Annotated in this window: 11 protein-coding genes; 4 read left to right on the forward strand and 7 right to left on the reverse strand. The window is 64.2% G+C overall.

Translation table 11 applies throughout. The features are described from left to right. Positions 1–269: 269 nt before the first annotated feature. From ACT9T4_RS23370 to trhO, 3 genes are read right to left on the reverse strand one after another with little or no spacing between them, the layout of a single operon-like run. Positions 270–2,048, reverse strand: a complete 1,779-nt coding sequence (locus ACT9T4_RS23370; protein WP_042555715.1) for an ABC transporter ATP-binding protein — start codon at positions 2,046–2,048, stop codon at positions 270–272. Continuing rightward, positions 2,041–2,673, reverse strand: a complete 633-nt coding sequence (locus tag ACT9T4_RS23375; RefSeq protein WP_042555714.1) for a DsbA family protein — start codon at positions 2,671–2,673, stop codon at positions 2,041–2,043. The genes ACT9T4_RS23370 and ACT9T4_RS23375 overlap by 8 nt, the downstream gene beginning before the upstream one ends. A gap of 2 nt (positions 2,674–2,675) precedes the next feature. Next, positions 2,676–3,614, reverse strand: a complete 939-nt coding sequence (gene trhO / locus ACT9T4_RS23380) for an oxygen-dependent tRNA uridine(34) hydroxylase TrhO (RefSeq protein ID WP_499119201.1) — start codon at positions 3,612–3,614, stop codon at positions 2,676–2,678. Positions 3,615–3,891: 277 nt separating this feature from the next. On the opposite strand from trhO, the gene ACT9T4_RS23385 reads away from it, so the two are divergent. Continuing rightward, a complete protein-coding gene (locus ACT9T4_RS23385; protein WP_499119203.1) occupies positions 3,892–4,905 on the forward strand; it encodes a zinc-dependent alcohol dehydrogenase family protein in 1,014 nt (337 codons plus the stop codon). A 921-nt stretch (positions 4,906–5,826) separates the two neighbouring features. On the opposite strand, the gene ACT9T4_RS23390 is transcribed toward ACT9T4_RS23385, so the two are convergent. The 3 genes from ACT9T4_RS23390 to ACT9T4_RS23400 all read right to left on the reverse strand — a co-directional run bounded on the left by ACT9T4_RS23390 (position 5,827) and on the right by ACT9T4_RS23400 (position 8,378). Continuing rightward, a complete protein-coding gene (locus ACT9T4_RS23390; RefSeq protein ID WP_179538521.1) occupies positions 5,827–7,407 on the reverse strand; it encodes an EAL domain-containing protein in 1,581 nt (526 codons plus the stop codon). Positions 7,408–7,517: 110 nt separating this feature from the next. Continuing rightward, complete coding sequence (locus ACT9T4_RS23395) at positions 7,518–7,823, reverse strand: BolA family protein (RefSeq protein WP_179538522.1); 306 nt, start codon at positions 7,821–7,823, stop codon at positions 7,518–7,520. A 54-nt stretch (positions 7,824–7,877) separates the two neighbouring features. After that, entirely contained in the window at positions 7,878–8,378 is a 501-nt protein-coding gene (locus tag ACT9T4_RS23400; protein ID WP_042555710.1) for a DUF2059 domain-containing protein, read from the reverse strand. Between the two features lie 246 nt (positions 8,379–8,624). Between ACT9T4_RS23400 and ACT9T4_RS23405 the strand changes: the two genes are divergently transcribed. From ACT9T4_RS23405 to ACT9T4_RS23415, 3 genes are all read left to right on the forward strand, one after another. Further along, positions 8,625–9,635, forward strand: a complete 1,011-nt coding sequence (locus tag ACT9T4_RS23405) for a DUF2804 domain-containing protein (protein ID WP_179538523.1) — start codon at positions 8,625–8,627, stop codon at positions 9,633–9,635. A 71-nt stretch (positions 9,636–9,706) separates the two neighbouring features. Then, a complete protein-coding gene (locus tag ACT9T4_RS23410) occupies positions 9,707–11,101 on the forward strand; it encodes a class II fumarate hydratase (RefSeq protein WP_499119204.1) in 1,395 nt (464 codons plus the stop codon). Then, positions 11,094–11,714, forward strand: a complete 621-nt coding sequence (locus ACT9T4_RS23415) for an NAD(P)H-dependent oxidoreductase (protein ID WP_042555707.1) — start codon at positions 11,094–11,096, stop codon at positions 11,712–11,714. Before ACT9T4_RS23410 ends, ACT9T4_RS23415 begins: the two co-directional genes overlap by 8 nt. Positions 11,715–11,845: 131 nt before the next feature. Here the strand turns inward: ACT9T4_RS23415 and ACT9T4_RS23420 are convergent, their stop codons facing one another. Continuing rightward, positions 11,846–12,787 carry an AEC family transporter gene (locus ACT9T4_RS23420; RefSeq protein WP_499119206.1) on the reverse strand — a complete coding sequence of 314 codons (942 nt, stop codon included), beginning with the start codon at positions 12,785–12,787 and terminating at the stop codon, positions 11,846–11,848. Position 12,788 lies beyond the last annotated feature (1 nt).

Raw genomic sequence — 12,788 nt, forward strand, 5'->3', positions numbered from 1 at the left:
GGTATGGCCGCTATCCATCGCCCGCAAGCGGGCTCCTACACCATCCGAGTCAACACCGCCCCAGCAGCAGGCACCTCGATAATCCGTAGGAGCCCGCTTGCGGGCGAATCGTTTGGCCGACGCGATGCTGCGATGTGGCCGCTATCCATCGCGCGCAAGCGGGCTCCTACACCATCCAGATCAGCACCGCCTACGTAGGCACCTCGATATCCGTAGGAGCCCGCTTGCGGGCGAATTCGTGGTTCAAACCGATAGTGGCGTGAACCCGCCTAGTGCTGCAGATTGCCGTAGAGCTTGGCGTACAGGCCGCCTTCGGCGATCAGTTGGCGGTGGTCGCCGTCTTCGGCGACGCTGCCGCCATCGAAGACCAGCACGCGGTCAGCCTGTTTCACCGCACTCAGGCGGTGGGCGATGATCAGCGTGGTGCGACCGCTGAGGAACTGCGCCAGGGCTTCGTGCAGGGCGTATTCGGTCGCGGCGTCCAGGGCCGATGTGGCCTCGTCGAGTATCACCACCTTCGGCTCGGCGAGCACCATCCGGGCGATCGCCAGGCGCTGCCGCTGGCCACCGGATAGGCGCACGCCGGAGCGACCGACCACAGTATCCAGGCCTTGCGGCAACTGGCGGATGGTCTGCGCCAGCTGGGCGATGCTCAGTGCCTGCCAGCAGGCGTCGTCGCTGCGGTCGCGGCCCATACACAGGTTGGCGCGTACGGAGTCGTTGAATAGTGCGGGATGCTGCAGCACCACCGCCACGTGCTCGCGAATGGCCGGCAGACCGATCTCTTCCTGGCTGCTGCCGCCAAAACGGATGACACCCGCCTGAGGCGTGTAGAGGCCCAGCAGCAGTTGCACCAGGGTGCTTTTACCGCCGCCGCTGGCACCGACGATAGCGACCTTTTCACCGGGTGCGATGGACAGGTTGAGCCCCGTCAGCACCGGTTCCTCGCCATAGGAGAAGGTCAGGTCCCGAATATCGATACCGACGGTTTCGCGGCCCTTGAACGGATCGGCGCCGCCGACATAGTCCGGTTCGTCACGACGCCCGAGCAATTCGTTGATGCGGGTCAGCGCCCCACCGGCGGCATAGAAGGCGTACTGCAGGCTCAGTAGCTGCTCGACCGGGCCGATCATGAACCACAGGTAACTGAACACCGCGAGCATCTGGCCGATGGACAGGTCGGAGAACAGCACGGTGAGCATCGCCGCCGCCCGGAACACATCGATGCCGAACTGGAACAGCAGACCGCTGGCACGGTTCGAGGCGTCGGTCTTCCACTGCGAGGCGACGGCATAGTCGCGCACTTCACGGGCACGCCCGCCCAGGCGGCCAAGAAAGTAGCCCTGGCGATTGCCGGCGCGCACTTCCTGGATCGAGTCGAGGGTTTCAGTCAGCGCCTGAGTGAAGCGCGAGGTGCTGTCGTTCTCGAGCTTTTTCAGGTGCTTGACGCGCTTGCCCAGCTGCACCGTGGCGTAGATCACCAGAGGATTGAACAGCAGGATCAGCAGCGCCAGCTTCCAGTGCATCCACAGCAGAATTCCCGATGTACCGGCCAGGGTCAGCACGCCGACCAGAAAGCGGCTCAGGGTTTCGCCGATGAATTTGTCGAGGGTGTCGAGATCGGTGACCAGGTGAGTGGTCACGGTACCGCCCCCAAGGCTTTCGTACTCGGCCAGGGAGATCCGCTTGAGGCGCTCGATCAAACGGATGCGGATGCGATAGACGATGTCTTTGGAGAGCCGCGCGAACAGCCGCGCCTGCACCACGTTGAAGATCAGCGCGCCGCCGCGCAGCAAGAAGGTCAGCGCCAGCATCAGCAGGATGTAGCCGACTGCGCTCTGCCAACCTGCAGGCAGGAAGTTGTCCATCACCTTGAGCGCGGAGTTGCCGTCACCCAGCAGCACTTCGTCGACCAGCAACGGCAGCAGCAAAGGGATCGGCACACTGCACAGGGTCGCCAGCACGGCGACCAGGTTGGCCAGGATCAGCCCACGCTTGTGGCGCAAGGCCAGGCGACGGATTTCCGCCCAGCTCAGGCGATCAACCATCGATGGCGTGCTCCAGCCAGCGCGCGAGCAGCGGCGAGAGCGCATCGAGTGGCTGGTAGCCGTTGGTGAGCAATGCCAGGCGCCCGCCCTTCTCGGCCAGCAGGGTCGGGAAGCCGGCGATACCGAGATCCTGCACCCAGCTGAAATCCGCGGCCGTGGCCCTGTGCTGTTCTTCGCTGTCGAAGGCCTCGGCGAACTCGATACGCGGGATACCGACCTCTTCGGCCAGGCGCACCAGGGTGAGTGCCTGGGTCACGTCCGCGCCTTCCTGATAGAACGCCTGCTGAATGCGCCGCGCCATCGGCCAGGCGCTCTGCGGGTCGAGGCCGCGCACGGTGACCACCGCCCGGCACGCCGCCTCGGTGTCGTAGCGCATGCCCTCGGGCAGCCCGGCATCGAAGTTGAACAGCTGACCGGTGCTGGCGTTGACCGCCTGCCAGTAGCCCAGGTAACGCACCCGCGCAGCGGCATCGATGGCCACCTGATCACGGCGCAGGCCGCCGAGCACCAGCTCCACCGGCACGCCGCGCTCGGCGGCCTGAGCGGCCAGCGCTTCGAGCACCGGCGCGAAGCCCCAGCACCAGGAGCACATTGGGTCCATCACGTAGAGCAGGCGCGCATGCATCCTCAGGCCTCGTGCTTTTGGCGGGGATTGTTGCCCAGAGGATGGGGCTGATTGCGCACTTTCGCCAGTTCGATCTGACGCTGGCGCTCACGGGCTCCCTCGCGGGTCTTCTCCGGCAGCGTGTCCCAGCAGTGCGGGCAGCTCACCCCCGGGCTGAAATATTCGGAGGAGCGGTCCTCGATCGAGATCGGGGTACGGCAGGCGTGGCACTGGTCGTAGTCGCCTTCGCTGAGGTCGTGGCGTACGGTGACGCGGTTGTCGAAGACGAAGCAGTCGCCCTGCCAGCGGGTTTCTTCCTGGGGCACTTCTTCCAGATATTTGAGGATGCCGCCCTTGAGGTGGTAAACCTCCTCGAAGCCCTCGTTGAGCATGTAGCTGGAGGCCTTCTCGCAGCGGATGCCGCCGGTACAGAACATCGCCACCTTCTTGTGCTTGCTGGGGTCGAAGTGCTCGCGAATGTACGCCGGAAACTCGCGGAAGGACTTGGTCTGCGGGTCGATGGCGCCTTCGAAGGTGCCGATGGACACTTCGTAATCGTTGCGGGTGTCGATCAGCAATACCTCAGGGTCGGCGATCAGCGCGTTCCAATCCCGGGGCTCGACGTAGGTGCCGACGCGCTGATTGGGATCGACGCCCGGTACGCCCAGGGTGACGATTTCCTTCTTCAGCTTCACCTTGGTGCGATAGAAAGGCTGCTCGGCGCAATAGGACTCCTTGTGGTCGACATCGGCCAGAAGCGGGTCGAGGGCGAACCAGGCGAACAGGCCATCGATGCCTTCACGGCTGCCGGAAACGGTACCGTTGATGCCCTCTTCGGCAAGCAGCAGGGTGCCCTTGATGCCATTGGCGACCAGGGTATCGAGCAAGGGTTGGCGCAGCGCCTCGTAGTCCGGCAGGGAGACGAACTTGTAGAGCGCCGCCACGACGATGTTGTCGGTCATGTCACTGTCCTTCAGTAGTCGCCCTCGCAAAGGGCGGACTGGGTACGAAATGGGAGCCGTTTCAGCGAAGCATGGCACTGCCCGATGGCGTCGCCGGGGCATGGCGCGGTGCGCTGCGGAAATGGGCCGTGCAGTTTACTGGTCTTGGACGCTCAGGTGTAGTGGAACGCTCAGTAGCGAGGGTGGTCGAGAGAGAAGCGCGGCGATTCCCTGCCGCAGTCGTTCGCCAGCGTCGCCGCGCTGGCCAAAGCCCACACCCACCATAGAGGAGCACCCCATGAAAGCCGTCGTCGTTCGCAGCCCCGGAGGCCTGGACAAGATCGAGGTGACCGACATCGCCGATACCGGCCAACCGGGACCAGGCCAGATTCGCGTCGCCCTCCACGCCAGCTCGCTGAATTTTCACGACCTGCTGGTGGCCAATGGCAGCATTCCCACGGCCGACGGCCGGGTGCTGATGTCCGACGGTGCCGGCGTGGTCGAAACCGTGGGCGACGGGGTCAGTGAATTTCAGGTCGGCGACCACGTGGTTTCCGGCTTTTTCCCACAATGGCCGGACGGCGACGTGTTCGCCCCGGTCAGCAACTTCGCCGGCACGCCGGGCGACGGCATCGACGGGTTCGCCACCCAGTACGCGGTGCGCGCCGCCTCGGCCTTCACCCATGCGCCGCGCGGCTGGAGCCATGCCGAAGCGGCGACCATCACCACCGCCGGACTGACCGCGTGGCGGGCACTGGTCGTCGACGGCGGACTGAAAGCCGGTGACAGCGTGCTGATACTGGGTAGCGGCGGCGTGTCCATCGCCGCCCTGCAGATCGCCAGGATGATGGGCGCAGCGGTGATCGCCACCTCCTCGTCCGACGAAAAACTCGAGCGCCTGCGCAAGCTGGGTGCCGATCACACCATCAACTACCGACAGACCCCGGAATGGGGCAAGCGGGTGCTGGAACTGACCGATGGGCGTGGCGTCGATCAGGTCGTCGAAGTCGGCGGCCCGGGTACCCTGGCGCAATCGATCAGCGCCGTGCGCGTGGGCGGTCATATCGCCCTGATCGGCGTGCTGACCGGGCGTCAGGGCGAAGTGCCGACCTCGGTACTGATGGCCAAGCAGGTGCGCCTGCAGGGGTTGATCGTCGGTAGCCGCCGCCACCAGCAGGATTACATCCGCGCCCTGGAACGCGCCGGCGTGCGCCCGATCCTCGACCGCAGCTTCGCCCTCGAGAACCTCGCGGATGCCTTTCGTCTGCAGGAAAGCGGCAGCCATTTCGGCAAGATCGTGGTCGAGTGGTAACGGCACAGCCAGCATCGGCGTTGACTGGTTTGGCGCCTCGATGAGGCGTGCTCCCCTACCGGCGTCGGCACCAACAACGCTTGTGGGAGCGCGCCATGCGCGCGAATCGCGGGCGCGGCCCGCTCCCACACTGGATTGTAGATACGCAGCTCGCGAGGTGAATCCAGCCAGCACCGGCGTTGAGTGCTCTGGTGCCTCGGTGAGGCGTGCCCCACCCTGCTGGCGTGAGCACCAACAACGACTGTGGGAGCGCGCCATGCGCGCGAATCGCGGGCGTGGCCCGCTCCCACATTGGGTTGCAGATATGCAGCTTGCGAGGCGAATCCAGCGAGCACCAGCGTTAAGTGGTCTGGTGCCTCGGTGAGGCGTGCGCCACCTACTGGCGTGAGCACCAACAACGACTGTGGGAGCGCGCCATGCGCGCGAATCGCGGGCGCCGCCCGCTCCCACACTGGGTTGCAGATAAGCAGCTTGCGAGGTGAATCCAGCCAGCATCGGCGTTGAGTGCTCTGGTACCTCGGTGAGGCGTGACCCACCTACTGGCGTGAGCACCAACAACGACTGTGGGAGCGCGCCATGCGCGCGAATCGCGGGCGCGGCCCGCTTCCACACTGGGTTGCAGATACGCAGCTTGCGAGGCGAACCCAGCCAGCATCGGCGTTGAGTGCTCTGGCGCCTCGGTGAGGCGTGCCCCACCCTGCTGGCGTGAGCACCAACAACGATTGTGGGAGCGCGCCATGCGCGCGAATCGCGGGCGCGGCCCGCCCCCACACTGGATTGTAGATACGCAACTTGCGAGGTGAATCCAGCCAGCACCGGCGCTGATTGGTCTGGTGGGTCGGCAGGCCCCTACGCGATTAGTAGGGCCAGGATCGCCGCAACGGCGTGAAAGACATCAACTCACCAGGTCGGTAGCAGTGGCTACGGAGCAGCGGGCTCAGGCGGACCATCAATGTGCAAGCGAATGAACGCCGCCAATTCGTGCATTGGCATAGGCCTGCCGAACACCCAGCCCTGGGCGAACTGCACGCCGGCGTCGCGCAGGATATCCCGCTGCTGCTCGGTCTCGACTCCCTCGGCGATCATCTGCAAGTCGAGACTCTTGGCCATGGCGATAATGTGGAAGGCGACTCGACTGCTCGGCGTATCGGTGCCCAATGCATCGACGAACATCTTGTCGATCTTCAGGTAATCCAGGTCGTAGGTGGCCAGGTACGAGAGACTGGAATTACCCGTACCGAAGTCGTCGATAGCAACCTTGAACCCCTTGGAACGCACGGAAACCAAAACGCCCTTGGCTTTTTCAGGCGACATGAAGCCGCGCTCGGTGGCCTCGATGAGAATATTGCGCGAGGTGCCACCTGCGTTGGCAATCAGCGACTGCAGCCGGGCTTCGGTTTCAGAAGAGTGCAGATCGTCCGCCGAGAAATTGATGGCGATGTGAATATCCGGATGGTCACGCAGCAGTTCAATCGTGTCCCTGGCGACCATCTCCATCACCTGCGCGGTGATCTGCACGATCAACCCATGCTTTTCAGCGGCCGGGATGAATATCGCCGGGCCGATGGCATCACCAGCGGGTCGGTTCCAGCGCACCAAAGCCTCTGCACCGACACACTGGCCGGTCTGCAAATCGACCACCGGTTGATAAAGCAGGTAGAACTCCCGCCGACTCAGGGCCCGCAGCAGTTGAGCCTTGAGAGACAGGCGATAGCGTGCAATGAAATACATCAGCCCTGCCAGCAGAAGCCCGACGAGCACACCAAGTGGCACCAGACGCCACATGGCGGCCTGGATCTTGCCAAGCAACTGCTCATGGGTCATGGCAGCGACGACCGAGGTTTCCCGATTTTCTGCGGGCCGGATGACCACGAGGTACTCGCCATTGGAAAAGGTCAGTGGCTCGCCGCTGTAGTCGTTCAGCCACTCTGGCAAGAAAACCCCACGCGAGCGGACTATTACGCCTTGATCACTGACATGAGCCAGCGAAATGGAGTTGTCGGGTAGCGTGTCGAGCACCAGATCCTGAGTGATGATCGCCGCGAACCCGTCACGAGCGTTTATGTTGAAGCGAACACCCGGCACGCTGGGCAACTCCACCGAACTCCAGGAAACCACGCCGGACGGGGTGATGCGATCCGGTTCACCCAGCTCTAGCGGCTGATCGAGCTGCGTGAAAGACGCACAAAGCAGCGCGTTGTCCTGCAGATAGCCCAGCCCTTCGAGGTAAACGGAACCGGCAGCGACCGCGCGCATGCGGCGCAATTGCTCAGGAGAACAGGTGGGTAGTTGCGGCGACACCTGCATGGCAGCGATCGCGATGCTGACTTGTCTGTGCGTCTCGAAAGAACGCCGCAGCACGTCGTCGCTCAACTGCTCGAGGTAGTGCCGCGCCTCTGCATGGCCACTCTGCCAGGCGAGGGAAATGGATAAACCGATGGGCAGGACGTAGGCCACGGCACCCAGTACGCAATACAAGATAATGAGGCTTTTCTTGCGCATTGCAGCACACTCTTGCAGCAGTGATCGGCCGAGTGTACGCCGCTGCCCAGCGCAACCGCATCACATTTGTGATGCCATGCGCGCTGCCCTGAAGAGTAGGCTTTTGACCGTCAATGGTCGTGCTTGCTGCCGCCGCGACAGGTTGGCGAGTCCGGGGCGATGCCCTGGGCGGACCATTCCTGGGGCGTATAGGTGTGCAGCGCCAGGGCATGCACCTGGCCCATCAGGTCGCCAAGTGCGCCATATACCTTCTGGTGGCGCTTGACGGCATTGAGGCCGTCGAACTGCGGGCTGACGATCACGGCCTTGTAGTGGGTTTCCAGACCGCGGCTGTGCATGTGGCTCTCGTCCAGCACGTCGAGGTGCTCGGGTTGCAGGGCCGCAAAGGCCGCCTGAAGGTGTTCGATTTTCGACATCGGTTGCTCCGCGGGGGGAAACCGTGACCGGCAAGGTGCCGGCCACGACGGCTATCAGGGCTTCTTGACGCCCAGTTCAGTGCTCATATCCGCCAGCAGCTTGTTCACCGAGGGTACCGCGCCTTCCAGCTTGGCCTGGGTGATCTGGGCGGACTGCGCGGTCAGTGCCGGCATCTTCTGCAGGACCTTCTGGCCCAGCGGCGACTGATAGAAAGCGATCAGGTCCTTGAGCTCCTGTTCATTGAAGTTGCTGGTGTAGAGCTTGACCATATCGGGCTTGAGCTTGTCCCAGCCGACCGCCTTGTCCAGTTCGGCGTTGGCCTTGGCCTGGTAGGTTTCCAGCACCGCCTGCTTGCTTTCCGGGGCCTTGGCCTCGGCGAAGCGCTGGGCGAACATCTGCTGGACCTGGGCGTACACCGGAACGGCGAGCTTGTCGGCGTGGGCGAGCTGCAGGAAGCGCTCGGCATCGGCGGCATGGCTGCGGGCATCGGCCAGCACCTGGGTGCTGCCAACAGCCATCAGAGCGGCAATGCAGAGTGCGGGGATACGGGACATCGGGGTACTCCTGATCACGAGGGTGAGGTGCTTGGACCGACTGCAGCGCATTTTGTGCCCCGCGGCCGCGCCTCTCAAGCCTTTTCGTTAGCCTGAGAGATGTACCGGCGGCGATATGGCGGCCAATGACTATCGCTAAATGCCTACTGGCGCACTCTTCCAGCCAGGTCCAAAATGCCAGTACTTGTTCCTGCCGCACGACGCCTTCATGCTCGGCGGCTGATGTCGCACACACGGACGTGCCCGATGAATAGCCCTTTCGTTCCACCACCGCCGATTCCCCTGTGTGACCCGCGCGGGCGCCTTAATCCGGACGCCATTGGCTGGTCGCCACAACCGCGGGTCGCCTGCTCGCTGCCGGGCAATCTGGGACGCCGCAAGCGCTGGAATCACTGGACCATCAACACACCCGACTGGACGCTGTCACTGATCCAGGCCGATATCGACTACGTCGGCTATGGCGCCGTGTACTTTCTCGATCTGGCCAGCGGTGAGCACGTCGCCCATAGCCAGCTGAGCCTGTTCGGGCGCGGCTGCAGCCTGCCGGATACCCCCCTGGGCAGCCATGCCTTCGACCACTCTCGCCTGCAGTTGCATTTCAACGAATACCCCGGCCGCGTACGTCTGACCGCCACCTCGGCGAACATCGGCGGCCTGCCGCTGCATCTGGCCCTGGATATCCAGCGCCCTGCTCACCTCGAGTCGGTGAATCTGGTCGTGCCGTTCGGCTCCAGGGGGTTTCACGCCACCTGCCGGCAGGTCGGCCTGCCGGTCAGTGGCAGCGTCCACCTCGGTGATCGTGAATACCACTGCAGCCCGGGTCAGAGCTTCGCGTCGATGGATTTCGGCCGTGGCGTATGGCCGCTGCACAGCCACTGGACCCGGGCGGTGTTCGCAGCCCCCGGCGGCATCGGTGGCAATTTCGGCACGGGCTGGACGGACGGCAGCGGCCTGACGGAAAACGCCCTGTGGTTCGGCGGGTTACTGCTGCACGTCGATCAGGCCGTGCAGATGCGCCAGACCCAGGACAGCCCTCTGGCGCCCTGGCAGCTGTTCACCGAAGACGGCCAGGTCGATCTCACCTTCACCCCGCGCCAGTTGCACATCGCCAAACCTCGACTGGCACTGGGCCTGCTGTATGCAGACACCCAGGAATGGTTCGGTCATTACGACGGCCTGCTGCGTGACGCCCAGGGTGAACGCGTGCCGGTCAGGGCAGCGCTGGGCTGGATGGGCGCGTCGAAAAGCCGCTGGTAAGCGACTGGAATTGGAACGTGTCGCCGTTGTCGCAGCCTAAACTGCCTGAACAGCAACGGAGAGCCCCCCCCATGAGCCGCACCGAAACCGACAGCATCGGCCCCATCGACGTCCCCGAACAAGCCTACTGGGGTGCACAGACACAGCGCTCACGGGTCAATTTCGCCATTGGCGAGGAACGCATGCCCATCGCCGTGGTGCATTCGCTCGCGCTGATCAAGAAAGCCGCTGCGCGCATCAATGACCGTATCGGCGACCTGCCTCCCGATATCGCCAGGCTGATCGAACAGGCTGCCGACGAAGTCATCGCTGGCCAGCACGACGAGCAGTTCCCGCTGGTGGTCTGGCAGACCGGCAGCGGCACCCAGAGCAACATGAACGTCAATGAAGTGATCGCCGGGCGCGCCAACGAGCTGGCGGGCAACCCGCGTGGCGGCAAGAGCCCGGTGCACCCGAACGACCATGTCAATCGCGCCCAGAGCTCCAACGACTGCTTCCCGACCGCCATGCACATCGCCGCGGTCGGTGCAGTGCAACGCGACCTGTTGCCCGCTATCGGCGAACTGTCCGAAGCCCTGGCGGACCAGGCCGCGCGCCATAGCCGTCTGGTGAAGACCGGCCGTACGCACATGATGGACGCCACGCCCATCACCTTCGGCCAGGAGCTGTCGGCCTTCGTCGCCCAGCTGGAATACTCGGAACAGACGATCCGTGCCGCACTGCCAGCGGTCTGTGAGCTGGCCCAGGGTGGCACGGCAGTGGGCACCGGGCTGAACTCGCCATCCGGCTTCGGCGAAGCCATCGCCGCCGAGCTGGCTGCCTTGAGCGGCCTGCCATTGCGCAGCGCGCCCAACAAGTTCGCGGCCCTCGCCGGCCATGAGCCGCTGGCAGCGCTCTCCGGTGCCCTGAAAACCCTGGCCACCACGCTGATGAAGATCGCCAACGACCTGCGCCTGCTCGGCTCCGGCCCGCGCGGTGGTCTCGCCGAAGTACGCCTGCCGGCCAACGAGCCGGGCAGCTCGATCATGCCCGGCAAGGTCAATCCGACCCAGTGCGAAGCGCTGTCCATGCTCGCCTGCCAGGTGATGGGCAACGACGTGACCATCGGCTTCGCGGCCAGTCAGGGGCACCTGCAGCTCAACGTCTACAAGCCGGTGATCATCCACAACGTATTGCAGTCGATTCGCCTGCTGGCCGACGGCTGTCGCAACTTCCGTGAACACTGTATCGTCGGGATGCAACCTGATGAGCAGCGCATGGCGGAGCACCTGGAACGTGGCCTGATGCTGGTCACTGCCCTGAACCCGCATATCGGTTACGACAAGGCTGCCGAGATCGCCAAGAAGGCTTATCAGGACGGCACCACCCTGCGTGAAGCGGCGTTGGCGCTGGGTCATCTGACCGCGGAACAGTTCGACGCCTGGGTTCGCCCGGAAACCATGCTGGAGGCAGGGCAACATGACTGAAACCGCCAAGAGCGGCGCCACCCCACTCGAGGGTGATGGCAAGCGCATCCTGATGATCATCGGTACGCCGAAAAGCGACAGCCTGTGCCACTCGCTGGCAGAGGCTTACGCGCTGGGTGCGCGCACCGAGGGTCATGTGGTGCGGCAGATTCATCTCGGAGCGATCAGCTTCGATCCGGTGCTGCACGAAGGCTATACGCAAAGCCAGACCCTGGAGCCGGACCTGCTCGAAGCCCAGCGACAGATTCACTGGGCCCAGCATCTGGTATTCGTCTACCCGGTCTGGTGGGGCGGCCTGCCAGCACTGCTCAAGGGCTTCTTCGACCGCGTGCTGCTGCCCGGTTTCGCCTTCAAGTACCGCAGTGACTCGCAATTGTGGGACAAGCTGCTCAGCGGCCGCACCGCCGACCTGCTGGTGACTCAGGACACGCCAAGCTGGTACTTCCGCTGGATCTATGGCGCACCGGCCCATCGCCAGATGAAACGCACCATTCTCGGCTTCTGCGGTATCAAGACCCGGCGTCTGGCAGAGTTCTCCCCCGTACGCCCCTCTTCGGAAACCCAGCGCCAGAACTGGCTGCGGCGCGCCGAGCAACTCGGTAGTCGGGTATAGAGCCGGAAACGGCCACTCGAGCCGGTGGGCCGAAGCCCTCACTACCGCCCTACGATTGAGCCGAGGGTGGGCTTCAGCGGACGCCGCCCGGGCCACCACCTGGTCGCATCACCGCCATGAGGGGCAAGCGCTCAGGCTGGCGTGGCGTGGATGAACATCAGCGCCACGCTGATGGTGAAGAACGACAGCACGGTGGCCACCAGCAGGGTCGCGCTGCAGCGATCCTCGAGGCCGAAGCGCTGACCGAGGATCGGGAAGATGCTCATCATCGGCGAGCAGGCGAACAACACCCCCACCGCCTTCATCACCGGACTGACATCAGGCACCAGCATGAACGCGCAGAGCACCGCCAGCGGATGGATGATCAGCTTGCCGGCGGATATCCACGCGGCGTCGATCCACACGCCACGGGCCCTCATGCCGAACAGCCCGGCCCCGATCACGAACAGCGCCAGCGGCGCCGAGACACCCGCCAGCATGTCGATGGGCTTGAGCAGCAGCGGTGGAATCTCGATATCCAGCAGCGACACGCAAAGCCCGATGACGATACCGATGATCACCGGGTTTTTCAGCAGTCGCCCGAAGGTCATGCGCAGTACGGTAAGCCCACCACCGCCCCGCTGCTTGCCGGCTTCGGCCAGTACCAGGGCCAAGGGAATCAGCAGCAGGTTCTCGACCAGCATGCCCATGGCCATGCCCAGCACCGCGGGAGATCCGATGGCCGCGGCCACCAGCGGGTAGCCGATGAAGCCACTGTTGGATACCGACATGCCCATGGCGTTGATCGCCGAGCCCGACAGATCGTCGCGGCGTAACCAGCGCGACACGCCGAACGCTACCGCGAAGGCCACGCAGGAACCCAGGGTATAGGCCAGCAGGTAGCCTGGAATGAGGGTCTGCTGAATCGGCGAAGTGCCCAAGGTCTTGATCAGCAGCGCCGGCATGGCGAAGGTGATCACGAACGCACCGATGCCACGCACCTGTTCACGATTGAGTACGGCGCTCATGGCGGCGGCATAACCGAGCCCGATCAGCAGAAAGATCGGCGCGGTGATCTGGAAGATTTGCAGCACG

It is taken from the genome of Pseudomonas sp. SZ40 (genome assembly GCF_052958135.1).